The 14,894-nt window shown below is 56.4% G+C and carries 19 protein-coding genes and 1 tRNA gene; 17 read left to right on the top strand and 3 right to left on the bottom strand.

Annotated elements, in window-relative coordinates:
- Positions 1-3 precede the first annotated feature (3 nt).
- Both DV532_RS27845 and DV532_RS27840 read left to right on the top strand, forming a co-directional pair.
- Positions 4-486 carry an NUDIX hydrolase gene (locus tag DV532_RS27845; RefSeq protein WP_056798714.1) on the top strand — a complete coding sequence of 161 codons (483 nt, stop codon included), beginning with the start codon at positions 4-6 and terminating at the stop codon, positions 484-486.
- A gap of 11 nt (positions 487-497) precedes the next feature.
- Positions 498-899 (top strand): ClpXP protease specificity-enhancing factor SspB, encoded by a 402-nt coding sequence (locus tag DV532_RS27840; protein ID WP_056798716.1) that lies wholly within the window; start codon positions 498-500, stop codon positions 897-899.
- A gap of 7 nt (positions 900-906) precedes the next feature.
- On the opposite strand, the gene DV532_RS27835 is transcribed toward DV532_RS27840, so the two are convergent.
- Both DV532_RS27835 and DV532_RS27830 read right to left on the bottom strand, forming a co-directional pair.
- Positions 907-1,122 carry a hypothetical protein gene (locus tag DV532_RS27835; RefSeq protein WP_156675921.1) on the bottom strand — a complete coding sequence of 72 codons (216 nt, stop codon included), beginning with the start codon at positions 1,120-1,122 and terminating at the stop codon, positions 907-909.
- 81 nt (positions 1,123-1,203) lie between these two features.
- Entirely contained in the window at positions 1,204-1,473 is a 270-nt protein-coding gene (locus DV532_RS27830) for a hypothetical protein (protein WP_162241127.1), read from the bottom strand.
- Between the two features lie 132 nt (positions 1,474-1,605).
- Between DV532_RS27830 and DV532_RS27825 the strand changes: the two genes are divergently transcribed.
- From DV532_RS27825 to DV532_RS27785, 9 genes are all read left to right on the top strand, one after another.
- Complete coding sequence (locus tag DV532_RS27825; protein ID WP_056798722.1) at positions 1,606-2,697, top strand: hypothetical protein; 1,092 nt, start codon at positions 1,606-1,608, stop codon at positions 2,695-2,697.
- Between the two features lie 113 nt (positions 2,698-2,810).
- Entirely contained in the window at positions 2,811-3,134 is a 324-nt protein-coding gene (locus tag DV532_RS27820; protein WP_156675922.1) for a hypothetical protein, read from the top strand.
- Positions 3,131-4,228 (top strand): hypothetical protein, encoded by a 1,098-nt coding sequence (locus tag DV532_RS27815; protein WP_056798729.1) that lies wholly within the window; start codon positions 3,131-3,133, stop codon positions 4,226-4,228. The genes DV532_RS27820 and DV532_RS27815 overlap by 4 nt, the downstream gene beginning before the upstream one ends.
- A 2-nt stretch (positions 4,229-4,230) precedes the next feature.
- Complete coding sequence (locus DV532_RS27810) at positions 4,231-5,163, top strand: hypothetical protein (RefSeq protein ID WP_056798732.1); 933 nt, start codon at positions 4,231-4,233, stop codon at positions 5,161-5,163.
- 67 nt (positions 5,164-5,230) lie between these two features.
- Entirely contained in the window at positions 5,231-6,208 is a 978-nt protein-coding gene (locus tag DV532_RS27805; RefSeq protein ID WP_056798735.1) for a hypothetical protein, read from the top strand.
- Positions 6,205-8,493: a hypothetical protein gene (locus tag DV532_RS27800; RefSeq protein WP_120715473.1), complete on the top strand. Its 2,289-nt coding sequence runs from the start codon at positions 6,205-6,207 to the stop codon at positions 8,491-8,493. Before DV532_RS27805 ends, DV532_RS27800 begins: the two co-directional genes overlap by 4 nt.
- A 40-nt stretch (positions 8,494-8,533) precedes the next feature.
- The gene (locus DV532_RS27795; RefSeq protein ID WP_056798745.1) at positions 8,534-8,878 is read left to right on the top strand and encodes a hypothetical protein; all 345 of its coding nucleotides are present in this window, start codon (positions 8,534-8,536) and stop codon (positions 8,876-8,878) included.
- A 108-nt stretch (positions 8,879-8,986) separates the two neighbouring features.
- Positions 8,987-9,256, top strand: a complete 270-nt coding sequence (locus tag DV532_RS27790; RefSeq protein WP_156675924.1) for a hypothetical protein — start codon at positions 8,987-8,989, stop codon at positions 9,254-9,256.
- 150 nt (positions 9,257-9,406) lie between these two features.
- Positions 9,407-10,522 (top strand): hypothetical protein, encoded by a 1,116-nt coding sequence (locus DV532_RS27785; protein ID WP_156675925.1) that lies wholly within the window; start codon positions 9,407-9,409, stop codon positions 10,520-10,522.
- A gap of 69 nt (positions 10,523-10,591) precedes the next feature.
- Here the strand turns inward: DV532_RS27785 and DV532_RS27780 are convergent, their stop codons facing one another.
- Positions 10,592-11,824, bottom strand: a complete 1,233-nt coding sequence (locus DV532_RS27780) for a hypothetical protein (RefSeq protein ID WP_056798754.1) — start codon at positions 11,822-11,824, stop codon at positions 10,592-10,594.
- Between the two features lie 244 nt (positions 11,825-12,068).
- Here DV532_RS27780 and DV532_RS27775 point away from each other — a divergent pair.
- The 6 genes from DV532_RS27775 (at position 12,069) to DV532_RS27750 (ending at position 14,721) form a co-directional block, all read left to right on the top strand.
- A tRNA-Asp gene (locus tag DV532_RS27775) sits at positions 12,069-12,147 on the top strand.
- Between the two features lie 185 nt (positions 12,148-12,332).
- A complete protein-coding gene (locus tag DV532_RS27770; protein ID WP_306109961.1) occupies positions 12,333-12,779 on the top strand; it encodes an aminoacyl-tRNA hydrolase in 447 nt (148 codons plus the stop codon).
- Positions 12,780-12,815: 36 nt separating this feature from the next.
- Positions 12,816-13,187: a hypothetical protein gene (locus DV532_RS27765; protein WP_056798760.1), complete on the top strand. Its 372-nt coding sequence runs from the start codon at positions 12,816-12,818 to the stop codon at positions 13,185-13,187.
- Between the two features lie 65 nt (positions 13,188-13,252).
- On the top strand, positions 13,253-13,606 hold the full coding sequence (locus tag DV532_RS27760) for a hypothetical protein (RefSeq protein ID WP_056798762.1): 354 nt from the start codon (positions 13,253-13,255) through the stop codon (positions 13,604-13,606).
- A gap of 52 nt (positions 13,607-13,658) precedes the next feature.
- Positions 13,659-14,213 carry a hypothetical protein gene (locus DV532_RS27755; RefSeq protein WP_056798765.1) on the top strand — a complete coding sequence of 185 codons (555 nt, stop codon included), beginning with the start codon at positions 13,659-13,661 and terminating at the stop codon, positions 14,211-14,213.
- Between the two features lie 85 nt (positions 14,214-14,298).
- On the top strand, positions 14,299-14,721 hold the full coding sequence (locus DV532_RS27750; protein ID WP_156675926.1) for a hypothetical protein: 423 nt from the start codon (positions 14,299-14,301) through the stop codon (positions 14,719-14,721).
- Positions 14,722-14,894 lie beyond the last annotated feature (173 nt).

The following is a 14,894-nucleotide window of genomic DNA, read 5'->3' as shown; positions in this document are numbered from 1 at the left end:
GCCATGCCCGATATCCTCTACAGCAACAAGTACTTCAGCGTCGAATTGCGCAATCGCCACTTTGTCGTCACCGAACAAAACGAATGCAATGGCGCTGTCATTGTCCCCCAGCTGGCCAACGGAAACTACCTGATGGTCGAGCACTTCCGCCCCGCCATCAACCAAACGTCCTTGGAGTTCCCGCGTGGCGCCCGCGATCCCGGTGAAGACACCGCTCAGACCGCCACCCGCGAGCTGCTGGAAGAAACCGGCTATGCCGGTGATGTACCGAAATTGCTTGGCAAATTGCACACCAATAACTCCCTGCTGGCCAGCCACATCGACCTGTATGTCATCCGCAATGCCGTCCGCGTGGTTGAAGCAACCGATGGTGAAGTTGCAAACACCAGGGAAGTCAGCAAAAATGAGCTCAAAGTGCTGGTAAGTACCGGCCAGATAACGGATAGCCACAGCCTCGCATCCTTTGCGTACCTGGTGGCGCAATAAGGCGCTTCGACATGAACACACCTTCGCCCAGTTTCAAGGTATTCTCGATCAGGGCGCTCTACGAATGGATTGTCTCACTGAACCAAAGCCCCAACCTGGTTGTGCGCACTGATTACCCAGGTGTTCGTGCTCCAACCCAGTTCGCCAGCCAGGCAGATCGCATGCGCTTCAATATTTCCCCCAAATGCGTGCAAGGACTGTCGATCAATGTTGAGACAGGGGTAATTTCGTTCTATGCCTCGTTCAGTAGCGTGCACACGTCAGTGAGCTTTCCAGCGGAGGCTGTGGAATCGTGTTTTTCCGGGGAAACCAAGGAGGGGCTCGAATTCGAGGTGTCGAACCAAGCGCCGATTGACCCTGCGCACCTTGCCCGCAAGGGTCGACCGGCACTCTCAGTGGTCGTTTCGAACTAAAACGTGGTCAGAAGATGTAGTTCAGGCTCAGGTTGATCCGGGAGTCATCGGCAGCGTTTTCCACCTTCAGGGACTTGGCGTAGTTCAGCTTCGCGCCAAGACCTTTCCACTGTACATTCACGCCCACTTCCCCGGAATGAATGACAACGTCATCGCCCAGCGTACTGGTCGTTTCTGCGCCGTTCAGCGAGAAGTAGGGTTTGAACCCAAAATTGGCAAGCACGGTGTTTTCAGCCGAGAGCCGCACTTCACCAGGCGTGTGAGAAGCCCCGAAGTTCAGTCCGGGGTCAAGAGCACAGCCGTGCTAGTGGTACAGGTCGAGTATGATGCGTGCTGCCTGGTTGATATTGGCAGGCTTGCCCTGGCCAAGGGACTGATTGATGGCCTCGTTTGAAACATGATGATTGCCACTGATGATCGGGGCGGCGTGGGCGACAGATGAGTTGAGCAGCGCCACACTGGAAGCGAGAAAAGACAAGCGCATGATGGTAGCCCTTTGGGCGATCCGTTGTTTTTGGGCATGATCTCCATCGCGCAACACTATATACACGTAAAGCGAGTTGCTGAGAAGCAAGAACAAGGCTGCTACGAAATTGCTAGGCACATGACCTTGCTACACCCTTTTGTCGATCGCCACTCATCCAATCCTTCGCGCTTGACCCTGATGTGATGCAAAGGGAATACTGAATCAAATAGTGAGGCAGTCATGACCCAATCCCCCTTTCAATTTGCAACCCGCCTGGACGCCGCGCTGGAAAAGCTTTTCTACCCCGACATTGAATGGGTTTTTGAGCAGGATTTCGAAGGCGCCATTGCGCACATCCATGATACCGAGAAGCCGGAATACATCACCAATGTACTCCTGGAGCGCAAAACCCCGATTCTCGCCAGGGCCGTGCTGAGGCTACTACAACTGGCGCCCGACACCCTCTCGCTTCGCTTGTTGAACCAGACCGTGGATATCACCACGACCCTGTACAACAGCTCAGATGCTGCTGAACATTTCCCCGTGGAATGCGGGCGCACCCTGTATGACGAGCTCAATCATTTCACCAGCACCAACCCAGGGGCATCAGTGCGAGAGTACCTGACCCGGCTGCTGTATCGCACGATGTTCCAGAAAGCACCCGAGTCCAGACAGTGGATCCGCGACAACTTCCTGTCCTATGACCCGATGGATCTGACATCCATGTCCCAAAGCCTTGGGCGGATCGATGGCAGAATGCTGATCATCATGAATTACATTGGGCTTGATAATCAGCTCATACGCGATCGGGCGCGGGAGGTCTTGGACGTGCAGCTTGCTCAAGGCGCTGCGGATGCGCAATTGGTCTTGCTGCTCTCAGGACAACCTGAATTCGACATGACCTACCTGGCCAAGGTGGCCGAGCACTATTACAAGCCCAATGAACCCAGAGTAATGATGCAGCAGAGCAACAACAACCACCTGCGCGTCTTGGGTGATGCTTTGATCGCCAATGCGCAGGTTGACCAGGTGGAGGACATTGGCCTATGCATCAAGGCCATCGCCGGCATGGATCCGTCCTTGCTGCCGGGCAGATCTGGAGGCGACCTGTTGCTGGACTTCATCCAGCATACCTCGACCAACAACTCGAAGCGCCATGCTGCCTTGTATCAGCGCAACATACTAACCGCCGAACAGATTGGCCCACGCTTGAACACCAACAAGGAGCTTGATTTTGCCGTGCGTCACAGCAACTTCAAGCTGCTCGACCTTTTGCCACACGCCCCTGAAACCGTGCAAGCCGGACGACTGGAACGCGATATAGGGCTTTAACACGAACTCTAATCCGACCGGAGATAACCATGCAGCCGTTACAAACCACCAGATCCGCCGCCATCGCTCGACTGTGCAAAGCCATCGATAGGGCTTTTGAGCGTGGTGAGTCCGTGAAACTAACCACACATGAGTACGCCTATCGCCAGAAAGGCGAGGAACTGGAGTCTGAGCACACCGTCTACGAGGCGATGGCCACCGGCATCTACCAGAAAGCCCCGGTCACCAAGGGCTGCAGCGCGAAGATTGTCGACCACACCTTCATCTACTACGGCAGTCGCGATGAAATCGCAGGTATTGTGGAGCGCGACTGCAAAGACCTGACCTACCAGGAGCTTGAAGAAATATCGGTGGGCTTGAGTGCCGGGGCTGTGCTGAGAAGCCTGGCGCCTGATCGAAGCCATCTCAAGCGTGATGAGCAGGAGCTTGGTCTGTGAATTCCGATCTGCGCACCACCCTTGTCACATGTGACTATGCCGCCGCTGAGAACTTGCTGCGCACGCCCATTGGCCGCGATCCAGCCGAGCTTCGGGACAAGAACATTGACCACTACCTGGTGGCAGCGATGATCGAAACCGAGTCTCCCATCATTGCACAGGCAATCCTGGTTGCTCACTACAAGCCGGACGGGTGTTTCCTAGCCGACTCGATCAACGCGGCCTGCCACCTATTGCTCGCCGAGGCCGCAACCCGCCCGGAGGGCATCGAGCATTTCTACGGCATGCGGGTGAAGCAACTCCTGATACAGGTGGATGATGCCAGCGCGCAGGACGATAGGGCGAAACAGGTCAGGCACAACCAAACGGAAAAATTTCTGGGGGCTTGCTATGAGATGATTCTGAAGCTGGTGCCAGACGCACGGACGCTGCTGCTGGAAAGCTTCATGACCTACAACCCTGGCGAGCACGCCGTGCCAGGCGCCAGGTACCCAGGGTGCTTCGAATTCAATTACAAGCTGCTGCAGTCCCTGGGCGTTTCCAGTGACGTCATGCGCCTGCGCAATCGAGAAGTCATCGATGCCCAGTTTTCCCAGGGCAAGCCTGACAAGGCGATTCTGTCCCTCTGCCAGGGGACTGCCGACTATGATCACGAATACCTCGCCAGGATTGTCGAGTTCGAAGCTCGGAAATTTGTCGGCAAGGGCATCATCTCGCTGAAGGACGGTGATCGTCGCGAATGGGCTTTGCACCTGGCGCGCACGTGCAGTCCAGATGAGCCCAGGCTGTTGGCCCGAAGCGTGTGCGCCCTGCTGCCAAAGGCCTTGAAGCCAGAGCAAATGAAAACGGCCACCACTGTCGAACTCATGGGCAGGCTGCTGGATCATATTGAATCGCCCATGGTTGCCAACATCCTGTTCCGGAACCTGACCGACAATACGCTGCTCTCAACCACAGACATCGGCTCCTTGGTCAGAACCGTCAAAGACTTCCAGTATGCGCGGGACTCGGGGAAATTCGACCTGCAGGAACTGCTGAATGTGGCGCCGGAGGCTATCAGAACCTACCAGCTTGAAGCGGATCTGGGGTTGTGACGATGAAAGACTGGATCAAGCAGGTCAGAAAGGAGCTGCGTAGCGCCTCTGATCGTGATGGTTACCCGGAGCTCACCGATCGAATATTGGAACACCTGGGTGAGTCCACCACGCCCTTTTCGGATGCATCGCTGGTGATGAGTTTCGGGGCCTTGAGCTTTCACACCACAGGGGAAAATTATGTGCTGGCGCGCATCATGGCCGACGAGCCATTGCGGCTGAAGCTCATCGATCACGCCCTGATCGATCCGGTTCCCATCGTCACCAAGTCAACCCGTGAGTTCACCAGGGCGTTGAGCGCATTTCAAGGCCTTGACTACAACGACGCACTGTTCGACCGTTTGCTCAGCTTCGAGAGTGCGAAAAAAACCGCGTTCAGGCTTTCCGGGTTGCTCAGCACGCACACCGTTTCTCCAGAAAAACTCGAAGCCGTGGTGTTTGGAAGGCATGTTCGTGGCCAAATAGCTAGCGATCGTCTCGAAGCGCTCGGCGCGGCCTATTTCGCGCTGGATTTGCTCCAGGATTCGGACTGCGCAACGGTTCGTTTACACGCACTGCTGATGGATGTACTCCTCCAGCACTTCCCCCCTAAGGGCAATGAGCGCGACACTCTGGCGGCCTGGGAAACGGTGAAGGGGCCGCGCATCCTCACCCAGGAGGAAAAGTTTCACGCCTACAGCTTCTACCATCATGTCTCGAAAAGCTACGAATTCGATCTGAGTGGGCTGGCGGTGTTGTCATTAGACAAAGCTCAGCGGTGGTATGCCGCCCACTGCGCGACCCCTGAGGCGTTGGCACAAATGACAACCAGCGAAGCCCACCTCGGACTCGGACGCAAACTGGTAGCGGCGGGCGGGCATTTGAGGGCCTATACCCATGCCCTTACCCAGGAGCAAATGCTGGAAGCTTCGCTGAGCCAGGATCTCGGTTTGTAGCATCTCGATTATTGCGTATATTGTTATGCCAGGATAAGCTCTCCCCTACCAATAACAGGAGAGCATCATGGCTACCCGCAATACACAAGAACAAACCGTGAAAGCCAGCGTTCTGCCTGCCGTGGGCGACCCCCACTCGAAACCCATGCGTCGGCTGTCGCACATGCACGCCGATGTCGAGCGCGCCCATGCTACCTGCCAGGGCCTGAACCTGTTCCAGGGTGATCTGGAAGCGTTCAAGGTGTTTCTGTGCAGCTGTGATCCCACCCGCGAAGGCAAATACCTGCGCTGGATCCTCAACCGGATGAACCGCCAGACCCCGGAACGTGTCTTCGACCTGGACTTCGACCGTCAGGGGCTGGCTGCCAGGAAGACCCTGCTGGCGTTCAGTGTCAAAAGCCAGTACCTGCCGCTTGAGCAACGCGATATTCTCGCGTACCAGTCGCTGCGCGAGGTGAACCTGGTGCTGGCCGAGCACGCTGAGTCGTTCAATACGATCTCCAATGTGCTCCTGGCCAGCCTGGACGCCGAGGAAGTCTTCGAGCGCACGCTCATCCTTGAACACGACGGGTTGAGTGTCTGCGACCCGCAGGCGATCGAGGAGACTGCCGCACTGCTCGGCAATCCGCAGTGGCTCGACAGCCGTGGAAAGGGCTTTTACGGTAAATTGAAAAGCCTCGGAAAAATCTTCCTGCTGCTCAGCGATTTCGGCATCCAGGTGCTGGTTCGCCCACACGCCAGCAATGAGCGCGGCATGGTGTACGACTGTACGGGCGAGTTGAGCTTGATTGAAGATGCCCTGGCGCACCATGACCTCACGTACGAGGAGGCTCCGGAAATCCTGGAATTGCTGTGCAAGGTCGATCCAGCCCTGCCGTTTGACGAGGACATGGAAGACGCCAAACTCTTCCTGGCGGCGCTCAACCAGTTCCCGCTGATCCTCATGGAAGGGCGTGAGCTTGACGATGGCATGCGCGAGACGTTGCTGGGCCATGCTGAGCTCGGTGAGGAGGCGCGCAACGTCATCCTGGAGTGCGAGGCATGACAACAAAGACAAAGGTCGCGCCGTGGCCTTTTTCTGTCCCCGAGAAGGCCCTCAAGGGCCCTCTTGGGCGAGAGCTCAGGGCGTTCTACGAGCAGAACCACTACCCCGGTGAACGTGAAGAATTTGACGACGTCCTGGTGTACAACCAATCCGGCAGGCTGCTGAATGCCGCTTACAAGCACAGCGCCGAAGGGCTGCTCGGCCTTGTCCTCGCCAGCACCGGCACCCATCTGGAAGGGCATTTGTTCAACGGACGAACAGCCACCAGTCTTGGCGACCTGTGTGGATCGCTGAACCTTCAGCGCAACCAGCTGCAGTTTCCAGACGTCGATCTCAAGGGGCTGATCGAGCAAGTTGCACCGCTGATTCTGGGTAAGTCTCCAGGACAAAAGAGTCTGGTCGAAGACTGGCTTAACCACGGTCAGTACCGCAAGCAAATGATTGACGGCATGAAAGATCAGGCAGGGCGATCGTTCTACAGCAGCGATCGACCCTCTTCATCCGCGCTGATCGTTTACAGTGCAATCGCCCATGTCTGCGGACTTGAAATGCCTCACAGCAGCGCTCATAACCTGCCTGTCGGTGTCATCCAGGCTCTGGTTGACCTGTCCTTGCCGTTTGAGCAGCGCCAGGCAGGCCTGGTTGCGTTCTGTCAGCAGGACATTCCCTGGCACCTAGGCAAGCTGATGCCGAAGAATTTGGTCGTCAGCCCCTACCTTTACGCCTTGGTGCGGGTGATTGCGCCGATGGCCGTCCTGTTTGGTCAGGACATTGTCAGTGTCACCGAGACGGTCAGGGAGACACTGGATTTCGTTTTCCGGCAGATTGCCGATGAGCCTGGAAGTTTCAATATCGGGGCGCCAGAAGCCTATGATGCCGGCATGAAAAGCACCCTCATGTCCCTACTGTGGAACCACCCTGAGCATTGGGCTGATTTTTCACTGGTAGCGGCAGATTTGCTGGGCTTTGACTACAAACACATGCTGCAAAATTCAGGGGAGCGACGGCTAACAGCAGGGGGGTTCCTGGCAGACATGGCCTTCATACCTCGGGATGGCAGCGATGGCACCTTTGGGAAATGCGCCCTGAAAGCACTCGGAAACAGGTACGGCTTGTTTGACCCCCGGTACATCGTCAGACGGTGGGGAACATGTAACATTGCCTGGGTGAACGGCGTAAAGGACTTCACCCCCGCTACGCACGAAATCAACCAGATGATGGAGGCAGGCATCTGGCACCAGGCTCTGGAGGGCACGCGGGTTTCTGCGTTATTTGATGAAGCTGCAGCCAAAAGCGCGGTGACCGATTATCTCGAATCAGGTGGAAACGCCAACCTGCAGCGGGCCAAATCCTCGCTGGAAACGTTCCCGGCTGTGATCGAAAGCGTGCTGGCGTTAGTAACCAAGCGCTCTATGGCAGCACGGCTAGCGACCCTCACTCGGTTAACGCCAGGGCAGATCGAGCGCTTGCCCAGCACTTACACGAGACCATCCTTGCCGCTGACTTGGGGTTATAGCATGAGCAACAATTACAAACGCAACAGACGTGACCTCGCCATGAGCCTGCTGTCCATTGCAATTTCGGCGGTGCTCCTATGGCTTACCTTTCACGATGATCAGGCAGAAAAAAACACCAGTACGCCAAAAATTGCAGCCGGGGTGATTCAGAACCCCATGACCTATGCGGGTGTGCACGAGTTATTCGATGCCCATGAAGATGATTTCGCGTTTCTAAACTCACGATGGTCGCGATCAGAACAACCCTTCTGGAAAGCCTGCAAAACCAGTCCCGGTGGCTGTCTTTTGATGGCAGTCATTCAATCGAAAGCGACTCCGCACCAATCGGGGTTCTTTAGATCACTTGACGCAAGCGCTTTCAGGCAGGCGGTCGACCAGGGCTATATCGGCGTATGCAAGACCAAGGGCGGCCTGGAAGACGCCGCATACGCGTTTTCTCATGCCACCGTGCTCGGCGATCCCGCTCAGGCGTTTCTATCGAGGTTGTCCACCATCAGTCAGCTGACCCAGCAAGCGCCACAATTCCTGGGTGCCAAAGACCCCCTGGTCGTCTCATTTGAAGGCAAACTTGGCCACGGCCTGCGTCAGCCAGAGCTTGGCAATGGATTTGATACCAAACCGCCACTGGCCTTTTTTGATTACCCTGACTCGCAGGTATGGGTTGCGCTGTCGAAGGCTGAGCACGGTTATGAGCTTGTCATGCTCAGCAACCCCAAGTACTCACGCTGCGTAAAACGCCATCAATACTATCTTGGCTGGGAGAAATAGTCCGATGGCCAGGAGAACCAACATCAGGCCTTCCGTCATCATGCTGATGATCGTCCTGGGCCTGGTAATGATGATCGCTGGGACTCGAATGATCATGTTGAAGTCGCAGGGCGTTACGAGCAGTTCCACGGCGGTTATGGACGCAGTGAATCAGCGCTCCGATCGCGATGCAATCAATCCGATCACCCACCCAAATGCCCGCGAATTGTTCGAGGTAAACCCCTTGCCTTCAGATGATCTTGCCTTTGCACCAGACTGCAGCAAACGGCCCTCGCTGTGCCTGCTGGAGGCTGTTCGGCAGGTACGCACACCAGAAACAGAACTGGCTGGCCTGCCCTTTATGTCAGGGTTGCAGGCAAAGCTTCATGAAGTTGATCAGGCGTAGGTTCGCAACGGCGTTTTCAATCCGCAACTAGCGGTCTGCCAGATGTGCAAGACTGACCTGCGCCTCAGGATCTACCTTTCTGGACAGCAGCTCCTGCAAGGCGATCCAGTGGCAGCCTTCCTGCAGCCCTTGTCGACCTACAGCCAGGAAGCTCATCAGGCTCCACAATTTGTCAGTGCTAAAGACCCCGTCTATTTGAGGTTGCTCGGCCCGCTGCAAGCGGATTTAGGCCAACCTGAACTCGGTGATGGGTTTGACCAAGCGTCGCCTCTGGCGGTGTTCAGAACCGTGGATAGCCAACTGTGGGCGGCACTGCACAAGACTGTTGGTGGCTACGAGCTGTTACTGCTACAGGCCCCGGCCATCATTGCGTGTTGACGGCTACTCAGGGTGGAGTCCTGGTACAAAACCCCTTGACTCCAGTGGTACATTGAGTAAAGCATAAATTGAGACCAGGCCATGTACGTCACCGCACACCACAAGCAAAGGGAAGAGTTTCTCAACTCAGTTCATTCGGATTTCCAGGCAATGCCCCTGCCACGACGCTGGGCAATTCCGTCCATCTACGAATGCGCCCTGTATGATTATGCTCCCGCCTACAAGTTGATCGACCCACTGGCCAAGGCCCAGCGCCCGCTCTTTGAGTTCATCGATCAAATGAATGCCAATCAATCCATCATCCACCAGTTGATGGATCGGAATGCCGAGCTGGGTCAGCTGCACTTTCTGTACATGACCCGCCGCCACCAGCTGGCCAAAGCCCCACTTTTCACCGTGTCTGAAGGACTCAGCAAAATGCTGGAGGACACAGGGGTCAAAAGTGACATCCCAGCCAAATTCCTGTGTCCGCCATTCAAGACCTGCTACCTGGAATTCGAACCTTACGAGACCCGCTTGGCCAAGCTCAATGCTGGCGACGTAGCTGATCATTACCCTGAAGGCTGCTACATCCAGGAAACCATCTGTGAAGACCTGGGGCACATGGATGCCGACCTGGATGTCTGCAAAGCGATGAGCCTGGATTTTTCGGCGAAAACCCGCATCCTGGACATCATGTTCAGCTACGCCCCTTGCAAGGATGGCAGTGGCAACAATGACTACCATGTCCAAAGCCGGTATGCCGCCGTGCGCATCTCCATTCAGGATGAGGAGGCTTCACTGACCCAGCTGGTGTCGCACCAGCTCGATGTCATTGCTCAGGAACAACTGAAACGAGGGGTTAGCCCACAGCGTGTGGAAGAAAACGCCGAGCACATCAAAAAAATGATGGTCGACCTCTCCAAACTGCTGCTCTACCTCAACCTGAACCTACGCGATCAGTTGGTGGAAAAACGCGCAGAAGCCCTTGACCTCAAATTGAAGGATGCCAATCCAAAGAAACGCGCCAAGCTGGAACGCCAGGCGGCCAAAGTCTACGACCGTATCATCATCGGCCCAAAATCCTACATTCCAATTGCCGAGCGTTTTCAGGGGGCGGAATATGGCCAAGGCCGCAGAAAACCGCATTTTAGGCGGGGCACGTTCGGCATTCGCTGGAAAGGCACGGGTGAAGACAAGACGCCCGAGCTGGTCAGGATTTCCGAGTCCATTGTGAACAAGGATCTGATGGTGGATGGCTCGGCGCTGGATTACGAAATTCGCTAACCTGAGCTTCGCCGGCAGCTCGCCTGCATTTCGCCTGGCCCCAGATCAAGCCAGGCGCCGGGGGAGATGTCACAAACCCAGGTCTTGACAAAGGATGTGTTCTCGCCCCACGTCACTTGTAAGCAAGGCCTGTCGAATACCTGGCGTATCCTTGATCTTCAGCAACTGGGTCAGGTGCTTCGGGCGCAGGCCCAGCGAGAGGTAATATGCCTCATCGGTGACTCTCAGCGCGGCTTCTTTCCAGGCGTCTGCAGCGTCGAGCTCCCAGGGGTTGGTGCAGAAGCCTTCGTCAAGCAGGCACTCAACCATGGCCTTGTTGAGCGTCTGCAGCGACATGTAGCCAACGTTCCGGGCCACCTCTTCCAAGGCGTTGAAGCCATACGACTGGGCGCGTTCGAGTACAGCCACAAGCCGTGGTACAACCACAGTAGGGTGATTGAACCGCATGATCCCCTCTCCATGGTCGGTCATCCAGTCGCGGATGCAGACGTTGATTTCATCCAGGACTTGGCTTGCCTGCGTTGTGGGCAACTCGGCCACCAGCGCAAACGCATGCTCCAACCTCATCTCGATACCCATCTGGTCATCCAGATTGTCGAGTTCTGAAAACAGCGTGGCGAAACGGGCGCGGCCATCTTTAACGTCATCCAGCTTGTCGCGCAGCAGCACACGCACAGGATCGTCAGCCGACATCATTGATCGATACACACGCTTGGACAGCTCCTCATCCATCAAGGCGCGACTGGCCTCGTTCATGCGCGGGTAATCATCGAGGATCTTTTGCACGCCGTTCGCCTGATCGAAGAAGAAATCGGACACCTGACGGGTGAAGGAAGCACCATGCATATGTGAGAAGGCTTTCGGTTGGTATTTTAGCTCGCCGTTCTCCCCCCACAGCTTGGGGCGTGGCACCATCATCAGCATGACCTCCCGAAGCAGGCTGCGCACAGTAGCATAAGCCTTGTGATCTAAGCCGTCTCCGTACAGGGCATCCACCTCATCGAGCATGACGCCGAGGCTCGGGTGTTCTCGAACGCAAGCGTAGAGGAAGACGTACAACACCTGGTAGGGCAATTTCTGCGGCGGTGTGCAGCGGTAGGCCAACACATCGGCCACGTTCTGCAAGCTGTGGTAATGCCCGAGAATCTGCTCAGCCAGGTCTTCAGCGGCCTGCAAAAGCTCATACACGGCAGGCTTTTTGCCCCTGTCGCCGATCAGAAAGTCTACGAATTCTTTACCCGTGGACAGCAGCTGCTCGGGTGTGGGGTTGGGTGAAAGGCTGAACAGGTCGAAGCGCGGCATTGAAATCTCCTTTTTTCAATCTTAACTGCTGCGTCTTTCATCCGCCAAGCCAAACCCCGTCAATCAGCTGCTTGCCGTCCTCCAAAGCCTCGCGCTTCAGCCAGACGAAAGTCAAAGACCGTCACCGAGGCCCCCTGAGTCCCCTTGCGAATTACTCCGGAAATGGCGAAAACAATTATTTTTGGAAAATGTTTAACGCGGATATTGACACCCATAATTGTGCTGGTAGTATGGAAATCACAGCAGGACATTAGCTCAGCTAGGTAGAGCACCCAGGTCGTCAACCTGGAAGGTCGTCGGTTCGATTCCGGCATGTCTTACCAAATTCGCTTCAAGATGCATATTCCACGAGATTCGCTTCCTCTCGATCCAAGTGAAGCCAAATCAATAGAGGGTAATATCATGGGTCACTGACTCTTGCGCACGGATTAGACCGCACTCCGACCCGCTTCAAACGATCGAATCCCCTTCGGTCGAAAATCAGAGCCTTTCTGATTTAGTCGCATCGATCGATTTTAACACAATCGACCCAAAAGCTCTTGCAGAGCTGCTTGCAGGCAATCATCCCATCGGCAATGCCGAGGATCACCTGTATATCTATGCGATTGTTCCGACTTCCCTTGAAATGCCAGTCGGCAAGACGTGCCCTCAAGCCGGTCATGCCTACGTCGACAGCTATTGCGCCGCCAAGGAAACCCACCCTGAACTCGCAGCGCAATATCGCGATCTTGGCAAAGGTGGCTCGAAAGTCGCACTAAAAGCCAAAAACCACCGCGAGCTGATTGTTGCTTGGGGCAAAGCCCTGGAAGCCGGACTTCCCTGCGCCCTGGTGGTCGATAAAACCCACATTTTACCGCCTCACTTTGACGGTACGCCCATCATCACGGCTTTGGGGATTGGCCCCTGCACGAAAGCCGAGGCGCGCCATATCGTCAAAAAATTCCAATGCCTTTGATACCAAAAAACCAAAAACCATATCTGGAGTAATACCATGAACGCATACGTAGAATTCACCACCACTCGCAAAGCCCTGATTGCCCACATCAAGGCACTGATCACCAACCCCGAGAACATGCGCCCGCCGCGCAATGAGTACGGGTACCGCGCCCGGAAAATTTTCTTCGCCGACTACGTGCTCTACGCAGTCGCCCGAGGTGCCGATTGGAGAAAAACCAGCCACCTGGCGGCAGAGGGTGCTCCGAATGCCAGGGAGGCGCTGGTAGCCCTGCATGATGCGCTGGCCCAGCACATTGCCAAGGGCAAAGATGCCGACTCGGTGCCGTACCGATGGGCACGATACATTGGCAAGGACGCCGACCAGCACGAGTTGCTGGCCTTGCTCAAGGCCGCCCTCGCCGCCTGAAGCCCACTCGCCCAAACCGAGGCCCAATCCGGGCCTCATTTCTTGATCAAACTGGAGCACTTCACATGCGCCTGCACGACATCGTTAACGCCGCACACACCGAGATCGAAAACCAGCAAAGCCAGCGTCATCAACTGCATAAAGCGGCGGATGACCAGTTCATGGCGAACACGAGGGATCATTACCGCGCCCTGGATCGTCTGGAGGCCGACTACAGCGCCGCTGCATTCAAGCTAGCCTGTGGCTTGGGCAAAGCGCCTGTCGATGCCCAGGGGCAGCCACAGGAGCCCTCCACACTCACGGCGCAACGGGATGGCCTGTTGCTGACCTGGCGCAGCGAGGACGGACAGTGTTATTCCCACAAGGCAACCTGGGATGAGCTGGAGCAGCCGAGCCTGATCGCCGAAGCCGAGCGATGACCCTTGCGCACGGATTAGACCGCATCTCGACAGAGAACAGCTGCTCAAGGCCATGCAAGACTGTGAACAGACCCAGGGGATGTCCATCCTGCAGCACGGGGAAATGGTTCGGGATTTCTACCTCGATCTGAAAGGACACGTCACCGAGGGCGCGCCCCTGAGGTATGAGTGGAAGCTGCCGGCATGGGCCACCGCGCCAGCGTTGTGGGCCAGCTTGTTGCCCGCCACGACCATTGAGAACTACCAGGTGTTCCACGATTGTGGGAAGCCGCTGTGCCGCGAGGTCGATCAGGAGGGTAAAGTGCATTTTCCAGACCATGCCAAGGTGTCTGCGCAAGCCTGGCGGGCCGCTGGCGGCGCCGAAGCAGAAGCGCGCTTGATCGAGATGGACATGGACATCCACTTGCTCAAGGCCGAAGGACTGGAGCAATTTGCCGCCCGCCCCGAAGCCGCCACCCTGCTGCTGACCGGGCTGTGTGAGATACATGCCAACGCCTCCATGTTTGGCGGCATCGACTCCACGTCATTCAAGATGAAGTGGAAGCACATCGATCGTCGTGGCAAGCAGATCGCAGCTCTGCTGGCGCTCAAGGAGCGCATGATTTAGTCGTAAATTGCGCGATCGCTTGATGACGGGGGTCATGCTCGCTATGATGGCCCTCACAATTTTCGGCAACGTGATGGATTTTGAAATGCCTCTGTCCCATGCTCAGTTTTACGCACTGCCCGTTGGCGCCGAAATCGACGCCATGAAAAAGCGCTTCGTTGTCGATCGCCGTGAGACCGTGGGTGGCGTCGAGCAGCCCGTGCTGGTCGAGGCAGACACGCAAGCGCCGCTCTTCGGTGCAATCTACATCACCCACCTGATGAGCATTACCAAAGGTGTCAACCAGCCGATGGAGCTTCCAGCCACTGAGGCGATGGCCACGCCCCCGGCTGTCGAGCACGCTGTGGCGGCGGAGGCGTTCGACCCCCTCAAGGATGTGGACACTTATGATGCCGTTGATCATGTCGCCGTACAGCCGGAGCTGAGCCTTGCCCCTGAGATCCTCCATCCCGGTCGACGCGCCTACCCGGCGCCAGATCAATACACCCTTGACCTGGAGGCCGACTGACTGCTGCTGGCGTTTGCGACATGCCCGGACAGTGGCGGCAGCGTTTTGGCTGCGGTCTCGCGGGCGTAGGGCTACTTAGGGGCGCCTGAACCAGCTGTAGTCTCCTGCGGACAAGATCCCGCCATGTTCGCTGGTGTGAAGCCGGGGTGCCCTGCTTCCAACGCTGGGTCTAT

Origin of the sequence: Pseudomonas sp. Leaf58, from assembly GCF_003627215.1 — a bacterium.
Taxonomy (GTDB): domain Bacteria; phylum Pseudomonadota; class Gammaproteobacteria; order Pseudomonadales; family Pseudomonadaceae; genus Aquipseudomonas.
Note: the sequence above shows the minus strand (reverse complement) of the source record. Positions and strands in the feature narration are given on the sequence as shown.